Annotated in this window: 24 protein-coding genes and 1 other annotated feature; of the genes, 3 read left to right on the forward strand and 21 right to left on the reverse strand. The window is 37.6% G+C overall.

Annotated elements, in window-relative coordinates:
* Positions 1-211: 211 nt before the first annotated feature.
* From LT143_RS05690 to zapA, 10 genes are all read right to left on the reverse strand, one after another.
* A complete protein-coding gene (locus LT143_RS05690) occupies positions 212-1,189 on the reverse strand; it encodes an electron transfer flavoprotein subunit alpha/FixB family protein (protein WP_246941006.1) in 978 nt (325 codons plus the stop codon).
* Between the two features lie 47 nt (positions 1,190-1,236).
* Positions 1,237-2,010: an electron transfer flavoprotein subunit beta/FixA family protein gene (locus LT143_RS05695; RefSeq protein WP_246941009.1), complete on the reverse strand. Its 774-nt coding sequence runs from the start codon at positions 2,008-2,010 to the stop codon at positions 1,237-1,239.
* Positions 2,011-2,077: 67 nt separating this feature from the next.
* Positions 2,078-2,851, reverse strand: a complete 774-nt coding sequence (locus LT143_RS05700) for an enoyl-CoA hydratase (RefSeq protein ID WP_246941012.1) — start codon at positions 2,849-2,851, stop codon at positions 2,078-2,080.
* A 41-nt stretch (positions 2,852-2,892) separates the two neighbouring features.
* A complete protein-coding gene (locus tag LT143_RS05705; RefSeq protein WP_246941015.1) occupies positions 2,893-3,489 on the reverse strand; it encodes a TetR/AcrR family transcriptional regulator in 597 nt (198 codons plus the stop codon).
* 162 nt (positions 3,490-3,651) lie between these two features.
* The gene (locus LT143_RS05710) at positions 3,652-5,334 is read right to left on the reverse strand and encodes a long-chain-fatty-acid--CoA ligase (protein WP_246941018.1); all 1,683 of its coding nucleotides are present in this window, start codon (positions 5,332-5,334) and stop codon (positions 3,652-3,654) included.
* A gap of 359 nt (positions 5,335-5,693) precedes the next feature.
* A complete protein-coding gene (locus LT143_RS05715; protein ID WP_246941021.1) occupies positions 5,694-6,104 on the reverse strand; it encodes a DUF350 domain-containing protein in 411 nt (136 codons plus the stop codon).
* 14 nt (positions 6,105-6,118) lie between these two features.
* Entirely contained in the window at positions 6,119-8,479 is a 2,361-nt protein-coding gene (locus LT143_RS05720; RefSeq protein ID WP_246941023.1) for an endonuclease MutS2, read from the reverse strand.
* 28 nt (positions 8,480-8,507) lie between these two features.
* Positions 8,508-10,223: a DNA polymerase/3'-5' exonuclease PolX gene (gene polX / locus LT143_RS05725; RefSeq protein WP_272495695.1), complete on the reverse strand. Its 1,716-nt coding sequence runs from the start codon at positions 10,221-10,223 to the stop codon at positions 8,508-8,510.
* Positions 10,224-10,343: 120 nt separating this feature from the next.
* Positions 10,344-10,886 carry a CvpA family protein gene (locus LT143_RS05730; protein WP_246941026.1) on the reverse strand — a complete coding sequence of 181 codons (543 nt, stop codon included), beginning with the start codon at positions 10,884-10,886 and terminating at the stop codon, positions 10,344-10,346.
* A gap of 6 nt (positions 10,887-10,892) precedes the next feature.
* On the reverse strand, positions 10,893-11,153 hold the full coding sequence (gene zapA / locus LT143_RS05735; protein WP_246941029.1) for a cell division protein ZapA: 261 nt from the start codon (positions 11,151-11,153) through the stop codon (positions 10,893-10,895).
* Between the two features lie 176 nt (positions 11,154-11,329).
* Here zapA and rnhC point away from each other — a divergent pair, with 176 nt between their 5' ends.
* The gene (gene rnhC, locus LT143_RS05740; RefSeq protein ID WP_272495696.1) at positions 11,330-12,271 is read left to right on the forward strand and encodes a ribonuclease HIII; all 942 of its coding nucleotides are present in this window, start codon (positions 11,330-11,332) and stop codon (positions 12,269-12,271) included.
* An 89-nt stretch (positions 12,272-12,360) separates the two neighbouring features.
* On the opposite strand, the gene LT143_RS05745 is transcribed toward rnhC, so the two are convergent.
* The 6 genes from LT143_RS05745 to LT143_RS05770 form a co-directional block, all read right to left on the reverse strand.
* Entirely contained in the window at positions 12,361-12,807 is a 447-nt protein-coding gene (locus LT143_RS05745; RefSeq protein ID WP_246941032.1) for a GNAT family N-acetyltransferase, read from the reverse strand.
* Between the two features lie 81 nt (positions 12,808-12,888).
* Complete coding sequence (locus LT143_RS05750) at positions 12,889-13,428, reverse strand: GNAT family N-acetyltransferase (RefSeq protein ID WP_246941528.1); 540 nt, start codon at positions 13,426-13,428, stop codon at positions 12,889-12,891.
* Between the two features lie 135 nt (positions 13,429-13,563).
* Positions 13,564-15,981 (reverse strand): phenylalanine--tRNA ligase subunit beta, encoded by a 2,418-nt coding sequence (gene pheT / locus LT143_RS05755; protein WP_246941035.1) that lies wholly within the window; start codon positions 15,979-15,981, stop codon positions 13,564-13,566.
* A gap of 15 nt (positions 15,982-15,996) precedes the next feature.
* Positions 15,997-17,031, reverse strand: a complete 1,035-nt coding sequence (gene pheS, locus LT143_RS05760; RefSeq protein WP_246941038.1) for a phenylalanine--tRNA ligase subunit alpha — start codon at positions 17,029-17,031, stop codon at positions 15,997-15,999.
* 67 nt (positions 17,032-17,098) lie between these two features.
* Positions 17,099-17,342, reverse strand: a binding site (T-box leader).
* Between the two features lie 63 nt (positions 17,343-17,405).
* Positions 17,406-18,119 carry a YwaF family protein gene (locus LT143_RS05765; RefSeq protein ID WP_336296591.1) on the reverse strand — a complete coding sequence of 238 codons (714 nt, stop codon included), beginning with the start codon at positions 18,117-18,119 and terminating at the stop codon, positions 17,406-17,408.
* Positions 18,120-18,221: 102 nt separating this feature from the next.
* A complete protein-coding gene (locus LT143_RS05770) occupies positions 18,222-18,974 on the reverse strand; it encodes a TrmH family RNA methyltransferase (protein ID WP_246941041.1) in 753 nt (250 codons plus the stop codon).
* A gap of 321 nt (positions 18,975-19,295) precedes the next feature.
* Between LT143_RS05770 and sspI the strand changes: the two genes are divergently transcribed.
* Positions 19,296-19,502 carry a small acid-soluble spore protein SspI gene (sspI, locus tag LT143_RS05775; protein WP_246941045.1) on the forward strand — a complete coding sequence of 69 codons (207 nt, stop codon included), beginning with the start codon at positions 19,296-19,298 and terminating at the stop codon, positions 19,500-19,502.
* Positions 19,503-19,557: 55 nt separating this feature from the next.
* Here the strand turns inward: sspI and LT143_RS05780 are convergent, their stop codons facing one another.
* Both LT143_RS05780 and LT143_RS05785 read right to left on the reverse strand, forming a co-directional pair.
* Positions 19,558-19,866, reverse strand: coding sequence for a DUF3784 domain-containing protein (locus LT143_RS05780; protein WP_246941048.1), 309 nt, complete (start codon positions 19,864-19,866; stop codon positions 19,558-19,560).
* A gap of 176 nt (positions 19,867-20,042) precedes the next feature.
* Positions 20,043-20,396 carry a hypothetical protein gene (locus LT143_RS05785; protein ID WP_246941051.1) on the reverse strand — a complete coding sequence of 118 codons (354 nt, stop codon included), beginning with the start codon at positions 20,394-20,396 and terminating at the stop codon, positions 20,043-20,045.
* 223 nt (positions 20,397-20,619) lie between these two features.
* Here LT143_RS05785 and LT143_RS05790 point away from each other — a divergent pair, with 223 nt between their 5' ends.
* The gene (locus LT143_RS05790; RefSeq protein WP_246941054.1) at positions 20,620-21,792 is read left to right on the forward strand and encodes an FAD-dependent oxidoreductase; all 1,173 of its coding nucleotides are present in this window, start codon (positions 20,620-20,622) and stop codon (positions 21,790-21,792) included.
* A 226-nt stretch (positions 21,793-22,018) separates the two neighbouring features.
* Here the strand turns inward: LT143_RS05790 and LT143_RS05795 are convergent, their stop codons facing one another.
* From LT143_RS05795 to LT143_RS05805, 3 genes are all read right to left on the reverse strand, one after another.
* On the reverse strand, positions 22,019-23,107 hold the full coding sequence (locus LT143_RS05795; RefSeq protein ID WP_246941057.1) for a M42 family metallopeptidase: 1,089 nt from the start codon (positions 23,105-23,107) through the stop codon (positions 22,019-22,021).
* A gap of 72 nt (positions 23,108-23,179) precedes the next feature.
* Positions 23,180-23,674 carry a dUTP diphosphatase gene (locus tag LT143_RS05800; protein ID WP_246941060.1) on the reverse strand — a complete coding sequence of 165 codons (495 nt, stop codon included), beginning with the start codon at positions 23,672-23,674 and terminating at the stop codon, positions 23,180-23,182.
* Positions 23,675-23,765: 91 nt separating this feature from the next.
* Positions 23,766-24,497 (reverse strand): lysophospholipid acyltransferase family protein, encoded by a 732-nt coding sequence (locus tag LT143_RS05805; protein WP_246941064.1) that lies wholly within the window; start codon positions 24,495-24,497, stop codon positions 23,766-23,768.
* Positions 24,498-24,636: the final 139 nt, after the last annotated feature.

A 24,636-nucleotide genomic window follows, 5' to 3' on the forward strand; every position in this document is an offset into this window, starting at 1 on the left:
AAGATTGTTACTTTATAGTATGTATAATGTCTTCTACTTCTTATCTAGAAAGCCGCTCTTCTCTAAACGATAAATATGTCATTTTATTGTTTAGTATAAGCGTACCTTCAGATAAAGTAGTCTAAAAAGCAACTGAGTTTTAGCCTGTCATACATAATAGTAAAAGCCACTGAGATCAGTGGCTCACGTTACTAACAATCAATAGCTACAATTAGGAATGTACCTTTAACTTCTTGAACTCTTCCGTTAATAGTGGAACAACTTCAAACAAGTCACCAACAATACCGTAGTCTGCAACCTTAAAGATGTTTGCTTCTGGATCCTTGTTAATTGCCACAATAACTTTTGAGTTAGACATCCCAGCTAAGTGTTGAATAGCTCCAGAAATACCACAAGCAATATATAAATCTGGTGTTACTACCTTACCTGTTTGCCCGATTTGTAATGAATAATCACAGTATTCAGCATCACATGCTCCACGGGAAGCACCAACCGCTCCTCCTAGAACATCTGCTAATTCTTTTAGTGGGTTAAACCCATCTGAACTCTTTACTCCACGTCCACCAGCTATTACTACTTTCGCTTCAGATAGATCGACACCTTCAGAAGCCTTACGGACAACTTCTTTTACTATTGTACGTAAGTCCTTAATATCAACAGAAAGTGAAGTCACATCACCTGTACGAGAAGTATCCTCTGCTAAAGGTGCAATATTATTTGGACGGATCGTAGCAAAGATTAAACCATCTGTTACAACCTTCTTTTCAAACGCTTTCCCTGAATAGATTGGGCGTGTAAAGACGATATTTCCACCAGCAACTTCTACATCAGTAACATCGGAAACTAAACCTGATTGTAGTCTTGCTGCAATTTTAGGTGATAAATCTTTTCCTAATGCGGTATGTCCAAACACAATTCCATCTGGTTGCTCTGCGTCAACAGCAGCTAAAACTGCTTGAGCATATCCATCTGGAGTGTAAGATTGTAGCTTCTCAGCTTCAATCGTTACAACGCGGTTTGCTCCGAAATGAATTAGTTTTTCAGCTAAAGTGGTAACTTGATCTCCAACTAATAGCGCAACGACTTCTCCGCCCTCAGCAATTTGTGTTGCCGCTCCAATTGCTTCAAACGAAACATTTCTTAATCCACCGTCACGAACTTCTCCTAAAACAAGAACTTTTCTAGCCATTATAATTACCTCCTTGAACAATTATGAGTAAGTATTTTTACAGTCTATTAAACTACTTTTGCTTCAGTATGAAGAAGTGAGACAAGCTCTCTAACTTGTTCTTCTAGTTCGCCTTCTAGTACTTTCCCAGCTTCCTTCTTTGGAGGTAGGAAAATTTCAATTGTCTTTGTCTTTGCTTCAACATCATCTTCATCTAAATCAAGGTCATCTAATTCTAATTCTTCAAGAGGTTTTTTCTTTGCCTTCATAATACCTGGTAAGGATGGATATCTAGGCTCATTAAGTCCTTGTTGAGCTGTTACAAGTACTGGCAATGAAGTTTCGATTACTTCTGAGTCACCTTCTACATCGCGCTCAATTCTAACTGATGTTCCATTCACTTCTAACTTTGTAATAGTTGTCACATATGGAATGTTTAATAACTCAGCTAGACGTGGTCCTACTTGACCTGATCCACCGTCAATTGCAACATTTCCACCTAAAATAATATCTACTTCTTTATCTTCGAAGAATTTAGCCAAAATTGTCGCTGTAGTAAACTGATCACCATTTTCTACATCGTCTTCAATATTAATTAGGACTGCTTTATCCGCACCCATAGCTAAAGCTGTACGAAGTTCTTTCTCGGATTCTTCTCCACCAACTGTCACAACCGTAACTTCTCCATCATTCGCGTCGCGAAGTTGGATGGCTTCTTCAATTGCATACTCATCATAAGGATTGATAATAAATTCTGCACCATCCTCAGCAATTCTGCCGTTAGACAATGTGATTTTTTCTTCAGTATCGAAAGTTCTTTTCATAATTACATAAATGTTCATGGTTAAACCTCCTTAGAATTAGCAATTAGTAGATTTATTGTTCTATTTTTTAGCTATTACTCAACTATTATCTTCCCTTGAACTCTGGTTGACGTTTTTCTATAAAAGCAGTGATTCCTTCTTTTCCATCTTCAGAAGTAAATGCTTCACCAAACAATTTTGCTTCAAGCTTAACTCCCTCATAAAACTTCTCCGTTTTAGCATAGTTTAGAAGTTTTATGGTTGATTTTACTGATACAGGACTCTTTTTCGCTATTTTGTTTGCTAGTTTAAGAGTTTCCTCTAGTAGTCTGTCCTCTTCAACTGCTCGATTAGCAAGTCCTAATGTAACAGCCTCTATACCACTTATAGGATCACTTGTTAACAACAGTTCGGCAGCTTTAGCTGCTCCTACAAAACGGGTTAGACGCTGTGTACCAGCAAATCCGGGAATAAGACCAAGCTGTAGTTCTGGAAGACCAAGCTTTGCATTTTCCGTTACAATACGGATGTGACATCCCATTGCAAGCTCAAGTCCTCCCCCTAGAGCTGCACCATGAATCGCTGCAATAATTGGCTTAGGGAAGTTTTCCATCCTTTCAAACAACTCTTGACCATATGAAGAAAGTTGTTCAAAAGCTTCTCCGTCAGGTACTGTAGTAAATTCTTTAATGTCAGCACCTGCAGAAAAGAATCGACCTTCTCCATGAATGACTAATACTCTTACATCGTTTGATTGTTCTAACTCATCTAATACTGTTGAAAGCTCTTTCAAAATAGTAGATGATAAAGCATTTGCTGGAGGACTATGTAGTGTAAGTACTGCAACAAAGTCCTTAATGTCAACTTTAAAAACTCCCAAACCATCCACCTCCTGCATGATGATTATTATATTCTCTCATCCTATTGTTTAGAATGAGAGAATCCACATCCGTGTATAAGTAATTGATGAACCGGTTCAACAAGCTGTGTTAAACTGTACTTTTGATCGTTCATAACCCAGCTAGTAATAGTCTCATCAATCGTTCCAAATATCATTTGTCTTGCTAACCTAACATCAAGATTAGGTCGGAACTCTCCACTTTCCATTCCAGTGTTTACAATGTGATCTATTACGGCTAAGTACCCCTTTAGAACGTCATTAATGCGGTACCTAAGTTCTTTATTGGATTGTCTTAATTCCAATTGTGTAACGATTGCCAGATATCGATCAGATGCTAAATTTTCAAAGTGTAGTTTCACTAAGTGTAAAAGTTTATCCGCAGCATTCGGAACTTCCTTTATTTCTTCCTCTAACCTTTCGACAAAGGAACCCATTTTCTCTTCAAAGAGTGAGACAAGAATATCTTCTTTATTCTTGAAGTACAGATAGATTGTCCCATCTGCAACTCCGGCTGCCTTGGCTATTTTAGATACCTGTGCTTGATGGTATCCGTTCTCGGCAATAACAATAACTGCCGCATCAATAATTTGCATATACTTTGGTTTATTTCTTTTCAATGTAATGATCTCCCTTTAATAGCTTTATGCAAATAAAGCTAAAAATGAATGATTATTCATTCATGGTTTTATTTTAAATGACATATGTTTAGCTGTCAAGAGATGTATTTCAGTAAATAGTAGCCCTTCAAAGGAATAACACTTCCCTCGAAAGGCACTTATTTACTGAATTTTTGAGAGTTTTTCTTTTTCCTCATCAATTAATGTTCTTCGTAGGATTTTACCAACTGCTGTTTTTGGTAGTTCTTTTCTAAATTCATAAATTCTCGGCACTTTATAAGCAGCAAGGTGCTTTCTTGCAAATGCATCTAGTTCTTCCTCTGAACATTGTTCCCCTTCTTTAAGGACGATAAATGCTTTTACCGTTTCACCGCGATAAGGATCTGGTATACCTGCTACTACTGCTTCTTGAATTTTTTCATTTTCATATAGTATTTCTTCTATTTCTCGTGGATAAATATTAAAGCCACCCGCGATAATCATATCTTTCTTACGATCTACAATATAAAAATAGCCTTCTTCATCCATATAGCCTAAATCTCCTGTATAAAGCCAACCATCTCTCAGAACGGCTTCTGTTTCCTCAGGCTTATTCCAGTAACCTTTCATCACTTGAGGACCCTTTACAACCAATTCCCCAATCTCACCAATTTCCGCTTCTCCTCCTGTTTCCATTGAAACAATTCTAGCCTCTGTGTCTGGCCACGGTAGTCCAATACTTCCATTTACTCTCTTGTCCCAGAGGTTATTGGAGTGAGTGACTGGAGAAGCTTCTGTTAATCCGTATCCTTCAACCAACTTTCCACCTGTTACTTCTTCAAATTTCTGTTGTACTTCTAATGGAAGCGGAGCGGAACCACTAATACAGCACTCAATGGAAGAGAGATCATATTTTTTTATGTCAGGATGGTTTAAAAGCCCAATATAGATCGTTGGAGCTCCTGGAAATAAGGACGGTTTATGTTTTTCAATTGTTTTTAGTGTCGTTTCGGCATCAAACTTAGGAAGAAGTATCATTTCAAAAGCTTGCATGATTGATAGATTCATAACTGTCGTCATGCCGTAAACATGGAAGAATGGCAGGATTCCTAATACTTTCTCCTCACCTTTTTTACACTTATACATCCAACTTGCACACATTAATGTATTCGCTACTAGATTTTCATGGGTAAGCATGACACCTTTAGGGAAACCAGTCGTCCCTCCGGTATATTGTAGTAACGCTAAATCCTCTTTAGGATCTATTTCAACCTCAATGTTCTCAGTACTACTATTTTGTAAAGCCTTTTTGAACAAATGGTTTCTACCTTTGTGTTCCACATTCACAACTACTCCGTGTTGCTTCTTTTGAATGAAAGGATAGATTACACTTTTCGGAAAAGGTAAATAATCTTTGATACCGGTTACAATGATGTGTTCAACTTTTGTTACAGCCTTAACCTTTCGAACACGTGGGTATAACAAATCTAGACAGATAATAATCTTTGATTCTGAATCATTAAGTTGGTATTCTAATTCTCTTTCCGTGTACAACGGATTCGTTTGTACAACTACACCACCCGCAAAGAGTGTTGCATAATAGCCAATGACAGCTTGTGGACAGTTAGGAAGCATAATTGATACTCTCTCGCCTTTTTGTAATCCTAATTCCTTGAAATAATTGGCTAATTGCATGGATTCATTATAAAGTTGTTCAAATGTCATTTCCTTCCCTAAAAAGTTAAGCGCTTTCTTTTTAGGGTAAGATTTTGCGGTTTCAACTAAAAACTGATGAATGGTCTTTCCTTCATATGGGATTGATTGTGGGACTGCTGAGGGGTAGTTCTTTTTCCAAGGCATATCCATCTGATATTCCTCCTTCAAACTTCATTTCCTTTATTATAGTACACAATCATTTTCATGACAATTATAATAAATTTTAATATTCTGAAATATGGTTGTCCATGTTTCTAAAGAACTTTTTCTTATTCCCTATTGAAAGCTCTGTTATAGAACATTGTTAATTTTTTGAGGGACTCCAGCGGCAGAGCATGGTAAGGAAGACCGCGACAAAGCGAGACTCATGCAGCAAAAACAGAGTTAAAATAAAATAGGAGACAAATTTGTCCCCTATGCAAAAAACAACATATAAACAATTCCTATTGTAAAAAACAATCCACAAAGTACAAGTAACACTTTTGCTAATGTTTCCATCTATTCTCTCCTTAATATCCAATCCCCGCACCAATTACATAAGATAATCCAATTGAGATCATCATGGATATCAATCCGACTGCACGATTATCTTTTTCAATTTCATCATCTATTTTAAACTTTGGAGTAAGAAACTCAAATATAAAATAACCGATTAAAAGTAGTACAAATCCACAGACTCCCCAACCGATCATCGTAAGTAGTGTATCGTGATCTTCAATGGAGTAGCGAAAAATATTGGCGATTCCAAAGATTTTTCCACCTGTTGCCATTGCTACTGCGAGATTTCCCCTCTGAATTTGTTCCCAATTCTTATATTTCGTGACAAGCTCAAAAATGGTTAGAAAGACGACAGCACATAAAACAGCTACACTATAGTATGCGGCAGTTTGGACATAAGCATTTTCCCAAAAACCGTTCATTATTCATTCTCCCCTTATTTTAGCTCAATAATGGTTACTCCAGTTCCTCCTTCAGAGGCTTCACCATATCGAACCTTCTTAATTGAACGATGGTTTTTTACATACTCTTGAACTCCCTTTCGAAGAGCACCTGTCCCTTTTCCATGGATGATGGATACACGTGGGTATCCCGCAAGCAATGCATCATCAATGTATTTCTCGACTCTAAGTAACGCATCTTCATACCTTTCGCCTCTTAAATCAAGCTCAAGTTTAACATGAGAGTCTGTTCCTCTTATTGTCGCTAGTGGCTTTGTTTCAACAGGTTTCGGCCTACTGATATACTCAAGATTTTTCTCTTTCACTTTCATTTTCATAATCCCAATTTGGACTTGCCATTCTCCCGAGCCCACCTGTTCAATGAGATGTCCTTTTTGATCTAAGGACAGGACCTTTACTTCGTCACCAGGATGAAGCTTTTGTTTAGTAGCGGCTTTTGCGACAGATGCTTGCTTATTTGTTGCTAGCTGGGGTGTTGCTCCTTCTAGTCGTTTTCTAGCTTCAATTAACTCATGATCCTTAATCGTTGCATACTGCTGCTTTTGCATCTTTCGTAAATCGCGAATAATCTCTTCTGCTTCCTGCTTCGCTTTCTCTATAGAGGCAGCAGCTTTTTGCTCCGCTTTTTCAAACATTTTCTCACGTTTTTCATTAAACTCAATAATCTGGCGTTGAAGTTCCTTATGAAGTTCTTCCGCATCCTTCCGAGTAATTTCTGCTTCCTCTAGGTCTTTTTCTGCCTTACGACGATTATCCTCGAGAGACGCAATCATATTTTCCACCTGATTACTTTCGGCACTAATATGAAGTTTTGCGTTTTCAATGACATCATGATTTAGACCGAGACGCTTCGAAATTTCAAATGCATTACTTCTACCTGGTACACCGATAAGTAGCTTATATGTAGGACTTAATGTTTCAACATCAAATTCCACACTTGCATTAATGACACCTTTACGATTATATCCATATGCTTTAAGCTCAGGATAGTGTGTCGTTGCTATGACTCTTGCACCGCGTCTATACACTTCATCCAGTATGGATATAGCAAGAGCTGCTCCTTCTTGAGGATCTGTACCAGCACCAAGCTCATCAAAAAGAACTAGACTGTTGCCATCCACCTTTTTTAATATATCTACGATATTGACCATATGAGAGGAAAAGGTACTCAAGCTTTGTTCAATTGATTGTTCGTCTCCGATATCTGCATATACCGCATCAAACACACCCATTTCTGAACCATCAAGTACTGGGAGCTGTAAGCCAGATTGAGCCATTAACGTAAATAATCCGACAAGCTTTAACGTCACCGTCTTACCACCTGTATTCGGACCTGTAATGACGATGCTCGTAAAATCACGTCCAAGTTCCACATCGTTTGGAACTACTTCATCCTTAGGGATTAAAGGGTGCCTAGCTTTTAGAAGCTTAATATAGCCTTTATTATTTAGGTTGGGTTTGGATGCTTTGATTTTCTGGCTGTATGACCCTTTTGCAAACATAAAATCAATTTCAGTTAGCACAACGACATTTTCTAAGATTGAATCGGCTTCCTCCGCTACTTGGTTAGACAGTTCGGCCAAAATTCGTTCTACTTCCTGCCTTTCCTTTAAGCGTGTCTCATTTAAAGAGTTATTAATATCCACTACAGATTGTGGCTCAATAAATAATGTTGCACCTGATGCAGATTGGTCATGTACCATTCCACCAAATGAAGCTCTGTATTCTTGTTTAACTGGAATGACAAATCTCTCATTTCGTATCGTAATAATGGCATCAGATAACATCTTCTGCATCGATGTAGAGCGGATGATATTCTCCAACTTTTCTCTCGCTCTAGACTCTAATGTTTTCAACTGATTTCTTAATGACTTCAGTTTTTCACTAGCCCCATCTAACACTTCTCCATTGTCACCAATACAGAAATTTATTTTTCTTTCAAGTTCTATTAAAAGAAACAGTCTTTCTGAATAGGCTTGAAGAAACGGGATATCTAACTCCTCTTCAAGTAAATCTTCAATAAATTTCTTGATTTGCCTGCTTGCATATAAAGTACTCGTAATACTTAGAAGTTCATGTGGACTTAGTACGCTACCGATCTTGGCACGTTTCGCATATGGGCGAACATCGTAAATTCCACCTAATGGTACATTTCCTTTTAACCTAAGTACTGTAGCTGCCTCATCAGTCATTTCCTGCCATTCTACTGCCTCTTCAAAGTTCGTAGTCGGAAGCAATTGTTGTACCTTTTCTTTCCCAAGTGATGAAGACGCATGTTTTTCTAACTGCTCTTTTACTTTTCCATATTCTAATACCTTTAAGGTCCGTGCTAGCATAACTTGTTCACTCCTATCCTTTAAGACCTTACTCATGATGTCGACGTAAAAACTCCATTAACTTCGGAAGTTCAAACGTATTAATGACATTTTCTTTTCTAATCCATCCTTTTCGCGCAGCTGCAATTCCTATATCCATATAGTCAAGCTGTTGTGTGTGATGCGCATCTGTATTAATGACGATTTTCACTCCTGCGTCTTGTGCTTTTTGAATATAATGTGATGCTAAATCAAGACGATGCGGATTTGCATTTAATTCAAGAGCGGTATTCGTTTCCTTTGCCAATTGAATAAGAAGATCGATATCTACGTCATATCCTTCCCTTGAACCGATAATTCTTCCCGTAGGATGAGCAATAATATCCACATGAAAACTATCTAATGCCGTTTTTAGCCTTTTCATGATGGTTGCTTGATCTTGAGAGAAACTTGAATGGATGGAAGCAATCACAATATCCATTCCTTCTAACAATTCATCATCATAGTCTAACGAACCATCTGGTAATATATCCATTTCTACCCCAGTCAAGATGGTAAAGTTATCAAATTGCTCATTTAATTTTCTTATTTCTTCATGCTGCCGCTTTAACTGGTCCACCGTTAGACCATTTGCTACTCGTAAATATCTTGAATGATCTGTGATAGCCATATACGAATACCCTTTTTCCATACAAGCTTTAGCCATCTGTTCAATCGTATGGGCACCATCACTCCATGTAGAGTGCATATGAAGATCTCCGACAATATCATGTCGTTGGATTAAGTGAATAGACTCCTGAAATTGCTCAACCTCTCGCTCTCCTTCTCTAAGCTCAGGAGGGATAAACGTTCTACCGAAGTATTGAAAAAACTGTTCCTCCGAGTCAAAGGTAATCATTTCACCCGTCTCCGTGTTTTCTACTCCATACTCACTGATTTTCAAGCCGCGTTCCTTTGCAAGCTGTCTCATTTTAACGTTATGTTCTTTTGAACCCGTAAAGTGGTGGAGTGTGGTTGCAAAAGCCTTTGGCTCTACGATCCGAAAATCAACAGAAACTTCATACTCATAATCTAGGAGTAAAGAAACCTTTGTATTTCCACTAGCGATAATATCTTTAATTCGATTAATGTTTAGTAATTGTTCCTTTATTGACTCTGGTTGTTCTGTTGCAATAATAAAGTCTAAATCCTTAATCGTCTCTCTCATTCTTCTTAGACTACCAGCTCGTGAATAGGAGGTGATATCTTTCATGGTTGCTAATTGTTGTTCAATCTCTTCAGCAATATCCAGCATGAAAGCAATAGGTAGGCGCTCTGGTCTTGTTCCTGCTTCTTTCACCGATTGTAATATTTTTTGCTCTGATTTTTCGCCAAAACCAGCAAGTGCTCTTACTTTTCCTTCTTCACATACTTTCTGTAAGCTTGCTAAATCTGTTACGCCTAATTCCTGATAGAGCTTAGCAATTTTTTTGCCACCTAAACCTTGAAGTTTTAATAAAGGAATTAATCCTTGCGGTACACTTTCCTGTAATTCCTTTAAAACTGTAGAATAGCCATGGTCAAGGTATTCCTGGATCACTGCTGCAGTTCCTTTTCCAACACCTGGGAGGCTTGTGATATCAGTAATTCCCTCTAAAGGACGTTCATCCTGTTCAATGGCTAGTGCTGCTTTCCGATAAGCAGAGATTTTAAATGTATTTTCACCTTTAAGCTCCATGTAGATTGCAATGGTTTCCAAAAGTCTAATGACATCTTTTTTATTCAATGATAGACACCGTCCTATTTCATTCTATAAAAATGATACTAAGAAAATCAGAAAAAGTACAATAAACATACCAATACCAATTAAAAACCCCTCACTACCAGGTAATGAGAGGTACATTTCTTATAAATTCATATTTTCAATCCATAAATCATAGATTGTCCCTGAAAAAACAGGTGTATGCTGAACAATCGTCATTGCCATAAATGAATCCTGCATATGTGATTGAACCATTTCTACTGGCACAAGGGCACCTATATAAAGTAGAATAAATACGATTAAGTACACTTCGACAAATCCTAATACTGCTCCAGCCCAGCCATTAATTTGCTTTAAGATTGGTAAATGGGCAAGAAAATCTAGCATGGAACCTAAGATTTGCATCATAATTTTCGTTCCAAAGAATAGCATAGCGAATGCGATGGCACGATAATAAGCCATTTCGAGGTCCTCATGATTAAATATAAGTGACATCATTCCGCCTTCATTTATAACAGGGTATGGCACCCATAACTCCAGCTTTGGGGCTAGATCATCAAAATATAAATAGGACACTACAAAAGCAGCTATGAACCCTGTTAAATGTACCATTTGAAGGATAAAGCCACGTCTTAAACCGATTAAAAAACCGATTCCTAGAATAAGTATAATTGCTAGGTCTAGCATTTTCTGTCAACCCTCTTCATTCTTGATTTTTTGCTGTAGAGATTCTAGTTCATCCTTTACCTTTAAATAGTCATTCACCACATTAACAGCTGTTAATACAGCAAGCTTACTACTATCTAAATTAGGATTCTTCTCACTAATCTCTCTCATTTTATCATCAACGATTGAGGCAACCAATCTGATATAACTAGTACTCTCGCTTCCTACTATCGAGTACTGTTGACCATATATATCTACTGTTGTCCTTGTTTTTTTCTGTTCAGACATAATAGTGGCCTCCTGTAACTTACAATCCTACATAATATGATAACATGAACAGTATTGATTGGAAAGAACTAGTATAATTACGGTATGATAGAGTAATTATGGAATTACATATATTTGGGGATTATGTATAGATGGTTCTATTGAAGAAATATTACTAGATTATAGGAGGGAGTAACTTGTCGACAAAAGTTATTAAAGTCACACAAGAAACGATGAATCAAATGCAAGCTCATTATAAGGCTAGCTTATTAGAGAAGGTTCCACCAGGTGGGGTTTTTGCTGCCAAACTCTCTTCTTGTATGGTAACAGCCTATAAATCAGGAAAAGTGATGTTTCAAGGTGGTCAAGCTGATAAAGAAGCCAGTGTTTGGGAAAGCCAATCAAGTGAGGTGCAGTCTAAAGCTAAAAGTACTCAGCCTAAAGTACGAACAGACCAATATTCTGTCCCAAAAGGAATTGAGAATATGGCGATTATTGGTTCAGATGAAGTAGGAACAGGCGATTATTTCGGACCTATTACGGTCGTGGCGGCTTATGTCAAACCTTCTCATATGCCCTTGTTAAAGGAATTAGGTGTAAAGGACTCAAAAGGGTTAAAAGATGACCAAATCATAAAGATTGCTAGAGATATTAGACAGGTCATCCCACATAGTATCCTGATTTTACATAATGAAAAATATAACAATCTTCAGGCAAAGGGCATGACTCAGGGAAAAATGAAAGCATTACTCCATAATAAAGCCCTCGCACATGTTCTTGATAAAATTGAACCTGAACAACCCGATGGAATTTTAATCGATCAATTTGCTGAACCGGGTGTTTATTTTAATCATGTTAAAAATGAGAAACGAATTATTAAAGAGCGAGTTTACTTTAGTACAAAAGCAGAAGGTGTTCACCTAGCTGTTGCTGCTGCCTCTATTATAGCAAGATACGTATTCGTTACAGAATTCGATAAATTGAGTGAAAAAGCAGGCATGACCTTGCAGAAAGGGGCAGGGGCTGGAGTCGATAAAATAGCCGCTCAATTAATTAAAACGAAGGGTGAAGGAATTCTTCCTGAGATTGCAAAAGTCCATTTTGCTAATACGGAGAAGGCTAGAAAATTGGTGCGATAATGGAATGAATACATGCTTGGGTACTCATCCAAGCATGTTTTTCATTCTATAGTTGCTAGGACCACATTCGGCTTGTCTACAGAAAGGGTTTAACTTGTAAATGTAATCTCATAAAACGGATACCCTTCTTCTTCCTCTGGAATTGGCTGATAGCCAATCTTTTCATAAAAACTTGAGGAGGTAGGATTTGCATTCCATTGCAACCAGGAGGCACCATTTTGCTCTGACCATGTCTTCACTGATGTGAACAATGCTTGTGCTATTCCATTGTTACGATACTCTGGTAAAACATATAGATCATGGAAACGATGAAGAATCTGTCCGCTTCGCAAATGTGGGCCATAACTCTGGACCCACCCATAACCTATCGCCTTTTCATTTTGTAAAGCAATGGGTAAATAATGAGTAGGATCGCTACTTATCTTCATAATTCGTTCTCTAGCTAAAGCTTGATCATCTGTTGCTCCTCTTTTGAAGAGTAACCACCATACCTCTTCCCAATCTTCCAATTTTGCTTCTCTGATTACTATGTTCATGTAGTTCCTCCTTGTTGTGGTTACTTGAAGGAATATTTCTCTTAGTAACAGTTGATTCCTTCATTAACTCTTAGAAACTATTTATATTTCAGCTTTTTGTGATCTCCATTCATCTTCAAGGATACTCATTTCCCAAATACTCCAATACTCTTGACCAACTTTCCGATAATCTCGTAACAGGCCTTCCTTCTGAAAACCAGCCTTCTCATAGCAGGCAATGGCCCCTTCATTAAAATCAAACACCCCAAGGCACACTCTATGTAGCTGTAACTGATCAAACGCGAAGTGAAGTACCTCTCTTATCATCTGCTCACCAATACCTTTACCTCTATAGCTTGGATCTCCAACAAGTACCTTTCCTACTCTAGCTGATAGGTGCTTACGATCTATTTTAGATAAAGCAATATGACCGATGCTTGTACCTGATTCTATATCTATAACCTTAAAAATATATGTATTGGACTCTGGCGTATTGACCCCTTTTATATATTTACTTAACTGCTCATCTTCTAATGGGAACTGAAAATAATCCCCGCTCCATTGCACGTTAAATTCCGGAGAAGTTACCCAACTTTTTAGCTGATGGAAATCATCTTGATTAAAATACTCTAATTTGATCATCAATTCTCGCCTCCTAAATTCCAATTCAAAAGGTGCCCAATTCGACAGGTGACAGGCACTTGTCGAATTGGCCCTTCCTTTAATTGTAAATAAAACAAAGACCTATTGGAATCCCAATAGGTCTAAAAATTTTCATTATCCTCTTAGTACAGCTCCAGTTTTTTCTTCAACAGCTGCTAGTACTTTATCATGTGTTGGTACGACAACATCATCTGTTAGCGTACGTTCTGGGTCGAAATATCGTAAGGAGAAAGCAATTGATTTCTTACCTTCTTCCATTTTCTCCCCTTCATATAGATCAAAGGCGTGAACATCCTTAAGGAGTGTTCCTCCTGCTGCTACTATAATCTTTTGAATGTCTCCCGCTGTAATCTCTTTGTCCACTACTAACGCGATATCACGAGAGATAGATGGGTATCGAGGGACAGGATGATAATCTACTTTTTCTCCAACAAGAGTGGCCAGCTTATCTAAAGATAATTCGAACACATACGTTTCTTGAAGATCAAGTTCTTTTTGTGTAGAAGGATGAACTTGACCGATATAGCCTATATAATCACCTTCCACAAATAGGTGCGCCGTGCGTCCTGGGTGTAGGTCATTTCTTTCTGCTGCTTGGTATTCAACCTGATCTACACCGATGGAGTCAAATAGCCCATCTAAAATACCTTTTACTACGTAAAAATCAACAGGTTTCTTTTCACCTTGCCATAAATGTGCATGCCATAAGCCAGTCACAGCACCAGCTATGCGTTCAACTTCATTAGGAAGCTCACCTTTTTTAGACGGAATAAAGACTGAACCTACTTCATAAAATCCAAGCTGATCCACTTGACGGTGAAGATTATATTTCAATACATCAGTCAAATGAGATACAAGGCTTAAACGAAGTACACTACGATCCTCACTCATAGGCATTAAAAGTTCCACTGGCTCTAAGCGCTCTTCTTTATTTAGAAAGCGATGAACTTTTTCCTTACTTGTTAATGAGTAAGTAGTCGCTTGATATAGACCTGCTCCCTCAAAGTAACGACGAATTTGTCGACGAAGCTTTTGGCGGACTGTTAAGCTTCCAGGAGTTTGCTCACCTGCTGGCAATGTAACTGGAAGATGGTCATAACCATACAGTCTTGCTACCTCTTCCACAATATCCTCTTCAATCGTAATATCACCACGACGAGTAGGAACGGTGATGGTAAATTCTCCATTATCTTCGCTATATTCAAATTTTAGTCGTCTGAAAATATCAGCAACCGTTTCACTTGTAAGTTCTGTTCCAATTACTCGGTTAATTCGGTCGAGTGTAATCGTGACAACAGCCGGGTCAAGGGTAAGGGTATTCACTTCAACACTTCCTTGTAACACCGTTCCTCCCGCGTATTCAGCCATAAGCTGTGCAGCACGTTCAGCAGCTTCATGAGTACGCTTTGGATCAATACCCTTTTCATAACGAGCACTCGCTTCACTACGAAGTCCATGTTCTTTTGACGCCTTACGAATCGTTCCACTTGCAAAATAAGCTGACTCGATTAACACATTTCTTGTATCGGCATGAACCTCAGATGTTGCTCCGCCCATTACTCCAGCAAGAGCAAGAGGTTCCTGACCATTCGTTATTAAAAGATGGTCTTCACTTGCTGTACGTTCCACATCATCTAATGTGACAATCTTTTCTCCCGCTTTTGCTCTTCGTACTAAAATTTCTTTTGAACCAATTCTGTCATAATCAAAAGCATGAAGAGGTTGTCCATATTCTAATAGGATATAGTTTGTAATATCAACAATATTACTAATTGGACGGATCCCCGCTGCCATTAGGCGGCTCTGCATCCAATATGGTGAAGGACCAACTTTTACATCTTTCACAATTTTAGCCACATATAGTGGATTGTCTTCGTTTGCTTCTACGTTTACCGTAATATAATCTGAAGCATTTTCACTTCCTTCTTGAAACTCAATCGTAGGAAACTTCACTTCACGATCTAAAATTGCCGCTACCTCATACGCCACACCTAACATATTGAGGCAATCTGCACGGTTTGGTGTTAAGCTTAACTCCAAAATTTGGTCATCTAGGTTTAAATTAAGCAGAGCATCTTCTCCAGCCTCAACTTCATGAGGGAAAACATAAATGCCTTCAGAGAACTCTTTAGGAACAAGCTTTCCTTCTACCCCTAACTCCTGTAAAGAACAAATCATACCGTTCGATTCTTCTCCACGAAGTTTTGCTTTCTTAATTTTGAAGTTACCCGGTAACACGGCTCCAACTGTCGCGACAGCTACTTTCTGTCCTTTTGCTACATTAGATGCACCGCAGATAATTTGAACAGGCTCACCTTGACCTAAATCAACTAAACATTTATTTAGCTTATCAGCATTTGGATGCTGTTCACATTCAAGTACATGTCCAACAACGACACCGCTAATTCCCTTGTTGAGCACTTCTACGCCTTCTACTTCAATTCCACTCTTTGTGATTAATTCAGCAAGCTCATGAGCTGTCACACCTGTTACATCTACATATTCACTTAACCATTTATAGGATACAAACATGGTTTTTCCCTCCTCTTACGCTCGTTTAAATTGTTCAATGAAACGACGATCATTTATATAGAAATTACGGATATCTTCAATACCGTACTTTAACATGGCAATACGTTCTGGTCCCATTCCAAATGCAAAACCAGTGTATTTCTTAGAATCAAAACCAGCCATCTCTAGTACATTCGGATGAACCATTCCGGCACCTAGAATTTCAATCCAACCTGTACCTTTACACACATTACAGCCTTCTCCATTACAAATTTTACATGAAATGTCCATTTCAACCGACGGTTCTGTAAATGGGAAGAAACTTGGTCTTAAACGAATTTTACGATCCGCTCCAAACATTTTCTGTGCAAATACAGTTAATGTTCCTTTTAAGTCACTCATTCGGATATTTTCATCTACAACTAACCCTTCAATTTGAGTAAACTGATGAGAGTGAGTGGCATCATCATTATCACGACGATACACTTTACCAGGACAAATAATCTTAACTGGCCCTTTACCTTGATGCTTTTCTAATGTTCTTACTTGAATTGGTGAAGTTTGTGTACGTAATAACGTCTCTTCTGAAATATAGAAAGAGTCTTGCATATCACGTGCTGGATGGCCCTTTGGCAGGTTCAACGCTTCAAAATTATAATAGTCGCTCTCTACTTCTGGCCCTTCTGCAATGGTATAACCCATTCCGATAAAAAGGTCTTCAATTTCTTCTACAATAGCTGTAAGAGGGTGATGGTTTCCTTTTCGTACCGGTCTACCTGGTAAAGTAACATCAATCTTCTGAGAAGCAAGCTTTTTTTCTACCTCTGCTTTCTCTAAAGACTCTAATTTTTGTTCAATGGCTGTAGAAATAGCTTCTCTTACTTTATTGGCTACTTCACCAACAATCGGACGTTCCTCAGCAGGAAGCTTCCCCATCCCTTTTAATACTTCTGTTATGGGACCTTTTTTACCTAAATAGTTGACACGAATTTGGTTTAGTTCCTTCAGATCTTGTGTAGCTTCAATTTGCTGTAGGGCTTCTTCCTGAAGCTCTCTTAATCGTTCTTGCATCGCTAATCCTCCTTATTCTTAAAGACGCGTACGTCATTTTTTCGCATACAAAAAGACCTCATCCCATAAAAGGGACGAGGTCTTATATCGCGGTACCACCCTAATTACTAAAAACAGATGTTTTTAGTCTCTTCATTGTCATAACGGCTCTTCACCGGAGCACCTTTACGAATTCCTAAATAGGAGAATCGGTCCAAGTGTCAACTCAAGAGGTGAATTCACTTATGTCTGCCATAAAGGTGCTTTCAGTCTACGACACCTTCTCCCTATATGGTGATGGATAAGCTACTACTCTCTATCAATGTTTTTAAAATCTAATATGTATTTTTATATTATATGATAGTACAGGAAAGTGTTCATAAAAACAAGTCATATTAGCCTTTTCTCTTTTTTTCTTTAAACCAGAAAGGAAGATATAGCAAAGTAAAAAAGAAGACCGCCACTGCTTCTAGCGTTAAAATATAATACGGATAGGGACCTAAGTAATCCAAAAGACTTGGATTAGAAGGCTTTCTAGCAAGGAACATATAATTTCCACCCGTCCACTTATTAACGATAAATACAAAAACCGCCATACCATTCAATACAAATAATGCTCTCCAAATCGATGCAAATGTGGGCTGCACCTTCTCAATCCAGACCATATAAAGGCAGGATAACATGATGGCAATATGACCAATAAAAAAATGAAAATAGCGATAATGTGGAAAATCATAAAATAATTCAGGCGTAATCAAAGCTTGAATGGCACCAGCCAGTCCAAAAAAATACGTAACCTCAAAAACCCGATAACTGTTCATGATTAGCATATAAATACAAAGAAGTAGAGAAATGGAGCAAAGCTGAAGTGGGAGTGTGTCATAAGGATCCCAGATGCCTGTTTTCACATACCACGTGTATAAAGAAATCTCACATAGCAGAAGTGTACCAATCAAAGCATACCGGACACCCTTCTTGTTCCTACGTATTGCCTCGCGGTACGAATAAAGAAGGACTGCCAAAAAACCAAATAAAAGTAGCATACTAATATGCGATAGAGAAAAGGCAACAAATGGATCTGCTTTCATTCCAAAAAATGCTAACAACATCATCCCACCTTTCATTTGTCCATTAATCGCAACACTTTAATACACTAACGCATCGGGGGCCTGTCCCCCGATGCGTTAATAAACTAAAGTGTTTGTGTTTGACTATCCTCTTAAATAATAGAGCAAAATACCAGCTGCAATCGTGACATTCAAGGATTCGGCTTTACCGTATATGGGTATATATAGATTTTGTGTGGTTTGGGAAAGTAGTTCTTTCTGTACACCACGCCCTTCATTCCCTACGATTAGTGCAAACGGTCCAGCATGATGTACTTGCTGATATGGTTCTGCTCCTTCAAGGGAAGTACCATAAACGGCATGTCCAGAACTTTTCAGTTTTTCGATCCACTCACTTAAATTACCTCTACTAATAGGTATATGAAAGATGGACCCTTGTGATGCCCGCAAAACCTTACTGTTAAAAATATCTACCGTTCCATCTCCGATTATTATCTGATCAATCCCAGCAGCATCTGCCGTTCGGATTAAAGTACCAAGATTACCAGGATCTTGTACGGCATCAATTAATAGGGCGGAAGAAAGATCATTATCTAGCGTAACATTAGGCTTCCTACAGATAGCTGCAACGCCTTGAGGAGTTTCTGTATCACCAATTTCATGTAGAATATCATCTGTCACAAGGAAAAGATCTATTCCATCTAAGTTCCAGCTATAAGGGAGCTGAAAGCTCTCTGCATATAGTAATTCAACAACAATTCCTGTATATTTAAGAGCCTCCTCTACTAAGTGCGCTCCCTCTATTATAAATAAGTCCGTTTTATCTCTTTCTTTTTTTGTCTGAAGCTTTTTCCACTGTTTCACCTGTGGATTTTTCTTTGATTCAATCCGTTTCATTTATCCCATTCCTTTTTCGTATAGGCTGTTTTCGTATAGATTGTTGCTTTCGTAAAAATCCCAAAAGCCGGATTTTTACTTGGTAGTACAAAGTCTTTACTTTAAATCTAGAGAGTTGCTCTTTTCTAATCTTTAAAAAATCAGCTTAACCGTATTAAATATGGCGAAATTGCTGAAATATAAGATTGAAAAGCAACAAAGTTTTAGAAAAGAGCCTTCGTATATGTATGACACACATTATATCTTAATCTCCATACATAATTAAAGCGTCACTGAAGAAACTATCACTATAAATCAAAATTGTCATAAGAGGTGGACCACATGAACTTAAATTTACGTAATGCTATTATTACAAATGTACAAGGTAATAACCAACAGGAGCTTCAAGACACCATTTTAGATGCCATTCAAAGCGGCGAGGAAAAAATGCTTCCAGGTTTAGGGGTATTATTTGAGGTAATTTGGCAGAATTCATCACAAGATAACAAGCAAGAAATGTTATCGACTCTAGAGCAAGCTTTAAAATAGCACGTTGTAAGACGAGAAGATGTACTTCTTCTCGTCTATTTATTTAAGTAGACCACTACTTCTTAAACCTGTCTCCTGTATTAGAATATATAACGATAAAAAGGCACGTACCTATAAATAATAGAAGACCCACAATAAACAACCACTGTGCTTCAAATACTTCGCTAAAGACCCACAGCCCCATACTAAAAGATAAAGCAAACATCATTTTTCCCATAAATTTACACAAAGCAACTGTATCATATTTTTCTTTTTCTTCTTTTGGCATCGTATTATAACCCGCAATCAAAAATGATCCTTTTCCATAAGACAGTATGATTCCTAACACAATGAATAGTCCAATCATCATTAGTTGTACAACCATTCCACCCCTCCTCTTCAAACACCCATATTTTCTTTACGAATTATGAAGAGAAAGGTTTCGACCTTTATCCAACAAAAAAATCGAGTATGAGAATCATTGCGATTTTCATACTCGATTTTTTTATTAATTGTTAATTAAGAAGGCTCTTTTCTAAACCTTTGTAGCACAGGAAACCCTTAATCCTTGAACGTACATAAAAAATACAATCTTTCTGCTTCATTATCTTTGAACATAAGCTCTGTAAAATCAATCCATTGATAATTTTCTAACTTTTTATCTAATACTGAATTGATCTCTGTTTCAATCTCTATCATCATCTTATACAGATCTTCAAGAGAGAAATTAAATTGTTGTGCTGCCTGTTTATATGGAGAATATAGTTTTAACAGGGATAAGAACTCTTCCCTTGTATCACTTTTCATTGCTAATTCTTCTTCTGCATTTTCAATAAATTGATAGACCTTTCTTTTGACCAGCGGAAGTGAAGCTACGATCTCTCTTTCAAAAATATCTATTATTTTTTCATTCATCTCAAATCCCTCATCAACAGTTAATGTTAGAATACAAATTCTAAAATTAGTTTTTACTAAATATAATATAAAGCGTAATCTTTACGATTTAAAATATAATATTACACAAATCATTTGTCAAACTTTAGTTTAACTAACATAGTTGCTAAATTATTTATTATCTATTATGATATATAAAACGTAATCATTACGTTTTATATATCAACAAGGAAGGTATGACATCATGTTAGATTGGATTATAATTGGTGGGGGGATTCAGGGCATAACTGTCGCCTCTTACTTAGTAGGATCTAAAAAGGTTACTATTGATAACCTAATGATTATTGACCCTCATGATGAGCCATTAACTAATTGGAAAGTTTGCACGAGAAAAATAAACATGCCCTTTCTACGTTCTCCGTTTATTCATCATATTGATGTGGATCCATTTAGTCTACAGAAGTTTGTAAGAAAAAAGAGACATGAAGAAACAGCTTTTTACGGTAGATACAAAAGACCTAACCTTGAAATTTTCAATGAGCATTGTGAGGAAGTCATACAAACTAACCGATTAAAGGAATGCTGGTCAAAAGGATATGTTACAGATATTAGCAAGGAAGGTATACATTGGATTGTTCAAGTAAATCATTCTCAACAAGTTAAAAGTAGGAATGTTATATTAGCTCTAGGTTTAAGCGAACAACCAAAGTGGCCAGGTTGGGCAAAAACTCTTAAGGAACATAATGAAGCACAGGTTTTCCATATCTTTGATGAGACATTGGAAAGCTTACACACTATTAAACCTCCTGTAACAGTTGTTGGTGGGGGAATTACTGCCGTACATACTGCCCTTCATTTAGCACAAATTTTTCCAGGTGAGGTTACACTTCTAAAAAGACATCCATTTCGACTATTTGACTTTGACAGTAATCCAGGCTGGTTAGGTCCCAAATATATGAGAGCATTTCATCATACGACTGATTTTAAAGAGCGAAGACAAATGATTGTGCAAGCTCGAAATCGAGGATCCATTACTCGTGAACTGTACGTAAAAGTTAAAACGGCTGTTCGTGAAAAAAGATTAATCATCCAAAATGGCCAAGTACAGAAGGCAGATTACCATCTTGGCAAAATTGATCTCTATCTTTCAGAGGCTCTTCCGACTTTAAGTACCACTACATTATTACTGACTACAGGCTTCGATCAATCATTACCAGGAAAACAACTACTACAGCCATTAATACATGCACAACAATTAAAATGCTCAGAATGCGGCTATCCAATCGTTAATCATCAACTACAATGGGGTCCCAACCTGTATGTTGCAGGTGCATTAGCTGAATTGGAGATAGGCCCAACGGCAAGAAACGTAGCTGGGGCAAGAAAAGCTGCAGAAGCCATTGTTCGGGGTATTTAACTCCTATAAAAGAAAAGATAATCGAATTAAAAAACTTTAAGAGGTTTGCTTTTTGAATGAATAATTGTACTGAAAACAAGCCTATAGATTCCATAGTAGTACCTTTTCCACTTAACTGGTATGTTGTCTACCTTAAATACCGGGGGAACACAATGAAAAGAGCATACCAACCTACTATTGGTATGCTCTTTAGCCCATTAGATTATAAACTTAAAGAAACAATTCTTTATAGATACGTAATTTCTCTCACTTTCTCTGTGTCAAGACGTTTAATCACTTCAGTAATAAGCTTAACCGCATTCTCATAATCATCACGGTGTAACATTGCCGCATGTGAGTGAATGTAACGAGTGGCAACTGTAATGGCAAGAGAAGGCACACCATTTGCCGTCATATGCATGGCACCAGCATCTGTGCCACCACCAGCAATCGACTCGAATTGATAAGGAATTCCAAGCTCATCTGCAGTATCCGTTACGAAGTCACGTAGACCTTTGTGGGATACCATAGAAGCATCATAAAGAATAATCTGAGGACCCTTCCCCATTTTGCTAAGCGCTTCTTTATCAGAAACACCTGGTGTATCACCAGCAATACCTACATCTACCCCAAATCCAATATCCGGTTGGATGGTTTGAGCCGCTGTTTTAGCACCTCTTAGTCCGACTTCTTCTTGAACCGTACCTACTCCATAGACAATGTTAGGGTGATTTTCGCCTTTAAGATTTTTTAGAACATCAATCGCTATCGCACAGCCGATACGGTTATCCCATGCTTTTGCTAGCAGCATCTTTTCATTATTCATTACTGTGAACTCAAAATACGGAACAACTTGATCACCAGGTCGGACACCAAATTCCATCGCTTCTTCACGACTTGACGCACCGATATCAATGAACATATCTTTAATTTCAACTGGCTTCTTACGTGCCTCAGGAGGTAGAATATGAGGTGGCTTCGAACCAATAATTCCGGTTACGTCTCCCTTACGTGTCACAATCGTTACACGTTGAGCTAGCATAACTTGTGACCACCAGCCTCCTACTGTTTGAAAACGTAAAAATCCTCTGTCATCAATTTGCGTTATCATAAATCCTACTTCATCTAAGTGGCCAGCAACCATGATTTTCGGACCGTTTGCATCTCCTACTTTTTTCGCAATCAAGCTACCTAAACCGTCTGTTGTCACTTCATCTGCGAAAGGCTCTATATATTTTTTCATTACATCTCTAGGTTCTCTTTCGTTTCCAGGGATTCCTTTTGCATCCGTTAAGTCTTTCAACATCGTCAACGTTTCGTCTAATTGTTTAGTCATCTATCTTACCCCCTAATTATGTATGCCCTTTTATTATATCGGATTCCGAAATAAATGTACAAAATAATCTGACTAATACCCTGAATTTTGTCTTTCGTGGTTGATCAAGTTTTTTTCTAAATAGGCTTTTTCAATCTCCTCGGGATTAAAAGATAATGCTTGTCCTAAGCCCCAATATACAGAAAGCAACTGCAAATATAATTCCTTTGTAGGATTCTCTTTTAAAGAAAGGATTACTCGATATACATCGGTAAAAAGTTTATTTACATCTTGGTGAGAAGCTGCTACAACATCTACATGATTAATCTCATGGTGAACCTTTAATTCTATTCCAAGAGACAAGATAAAATGAACGCCGTCAACAAACTCTTCTAAAATGACATCTTGGGAAGAAGAGGGCTTCTTACTCCAAAACTTAAAACAACGTGTTTCGTTTGCTAGCTCACCTAACTCTACTAATAAAGCCAATACCTTCCTTTCAAAAAGATCCTCATTTTCTAACTGATGATCCCGTTGAATCCTCTCATCCAGTATCTGCTGCATTTCAAATAAACGTGTTAAGTTCATATTGACACCTCCACTATAATAATCAAAAATTCAGTAAAGCTAATAAGGTTACCTTACCGTTTCTCCTAAATTTAATTGTTCCATCGTTTTTTTACACATTCTGAACAATATCCAATTCAGAAGATACTTTTTCTTCTACTATTCTGGCTAATTCATTTATGTCCCAATTATCATATTCGTCTTTATAAATAGCTGGATGGATTGTAATGGTAACATCACCTGGTTGAAAAAGAAATCCCTTTTCTTCAAATAATCGGTAGGATCCATTAATGGTGATTGGCACGATCGGTACACCAGATTTTGTGGCAAGTCTAAAGCTACCTGATTTAAATGGGGCAACAGGTTCACCTTTACTTCTAGTACCTTCTGGAAAAATAACCATGGAGTGGCCTTTCTTCAAGAGTTCTGCTCCTTCTTGAATCGCTCTAACTGATTGTCTTCGATCTTTTCGGTCCATAAAAATACATGGAAGAACTTCCATCCAGCCTGCAATGATTGGTAATTTCTTCACTTCAATCTTCGAGATGAAACCTAATGGCTTCTTAACAAATCCAATCAATAAAGGAATATCGAAATTACCTTGATGATTGGCAACAAAAAGAACGGGCCCATCAGGAATGTGCTCTTCCCCTTTTACAGAAATCCTCGCTCCGGTTGTTTTCACAACACCCTTTGCCCACCTTTTTGGCAAGGCATGTACAAGTTGGTCCCTCTCTTGAACAGAAGTACGTTCGAAGGAACTCCTCTGCCACTTTCTTAAGGTAGGAATTGAAAAGACTAAATAAATCCACATATAACTAAATCCATAAATTGTTCGTAACATTACTTGCTCTCCGTTCTAAAATGCCTTTAAAGCACCTATGAAAATGATTAATCTTTTTATATAGTGCCTTAAACAAGGGACCTTTGTCCATCATTACTTACATAACATTAAATAAAAAAATAGGATCCTAAATCAAAAG

The organism is Bacillus pinisoli, assembly GCF_023036475.1.
In the GTDB taxonomy this organism is placed as follows: Bacteria; Bacillota; Bacilli; order Bacillales; family SA4; genus Bacillus_BS; species Bacillus_BS pinisoli.

Coding starts and splice junctions, on each gene's coding strand:
- zapA (WP_246941029.1), bottom strand. CDS start 11,153: ATGTCTGAACAGAAAAAAACAAGGACAACAGTAGATATATATGGTCAA.
- pheT (WP_246941035.1), bottom strand. CDS start 15,981: ATGTTTGTATCCTATAAATGGTTAAGTGAATATGTAGATGTAACAGGT.
- LT143_RS05805 (WP_246941064.1), bottom strand. CDS start 24,497: ATGTTACGAACAATTTATGGATTTAGTTATATGTGGATTTATTTAGTC.
- LT143_RS05795 (WP_246941057.1), bottom strand. CDS start 23,107: ATGACTAAACAATTAGACGAAACGTTGACGATGTTGAAAGACTTAACG.
- LT143_RS05690 (WP_246941006.1), bottom strand. CDS start 1,189: ATGGCTAGAAAAGTTCTTGTTTTAGGAGAAGTTCGTGACGGTGGATTA.
- LT143_RS05695 (WP_246941009.1), bottom strand. CDS start 2,010: ATGAACATTTATGTAATTATGAAAAGAACTTTCGATACTGAAGAAAAA.
- LT143_RS05765 (WP_336296591.1), bottom strand. CDS start 18,119: ATGTTGTTAGCATTTTTTGGAATGAAAGCAGATCCATTTGTTGCCTTT.
- LT143_RS05710 (WP_246941018.1), bottom strand. CDS start 5,334: ATGGATATGCCTTGGAAAAAGAACTACCCCTCAGCAGTCCCACAATCA.
- LT143_RS05750 (WP_246941528.1), bottom strand. CDS start 13,428: ATGATCAAATTAGAGTATTTTAATCAAGATGATTTCCATCAGCTAAAA.
- pheS (WP_246941038.1), bottom strand. CDS start 17,031: ATGCAAGAACGATTAAGAGAGCTTCAGGAAGAAGCCCTACAGCAAATT.
- LT143_RS05745 (WP_246941032.1), bottom strand. CDS start 12,807: ATGAACATAGTAATCAGAGAAGCAAAATTGGAAGATTGGGAAGAGGTA.
- LT143_RS05720 (WP_246941023.1), bottom strand. CDS start 8,479: ATGCTAGCACGGACCTTAAAGGTATTAGAATATGGAAAAGTAAAAGAG.
- LT143_RS05715 (WP_246941021.1), bottom strand. CDS start 6,104: ATGAACGGTTTTTGGGAAAATGCTTATGTCCAAACTGCCGCATACTAT.
- LT143_RS05800 (WP_246941060.1), bottom strand. CDS start 23,674: ATGAACTTAACACGTTTATTTGAAATGCAGCAGATACTGGATGAGAGG.
- LT143_RS05785 (WP_246941051.1), bottom strand. CDS start 20,396: ATGAATGAAAAAATAATAGATATTTTTGAAAGAGAGATCGTAGCTTCA.
- LT143_RS05790 (WP_246941054.1), top strand. CDS start 20,620: ATGTTAGATTGGATTATAATTGGTGGGGGGATTCAGGGCATAACTGTC.
- sspI (WP_246941045.1), top strand. CDS start 19,296: ATGAACTTAAATTTACGTAATGCTATTATTACAAATGTACAAGGTAAT.
- LT143_RS05730 (WP_246941026.1), bottom strand. CDS start 10,886: ATGCTAGACCTAGCAATTATACTTATTCTAGGAATCGGTTTTTTAATC.
- LT143_RS05770 (WP_246941041.1), bottom strand. CDS start 18,974: ATGAAACGGATTGAATCAAAGAAAAATCCACAGGTGAAACAGTGGAAA.
- LT143_RS05780 (WP_246941048.1), bottom strand. CDS start 19,866: ATGGTTGTACAACTAATGATGATTGGACTATTCATTGTGTTAGGAATC.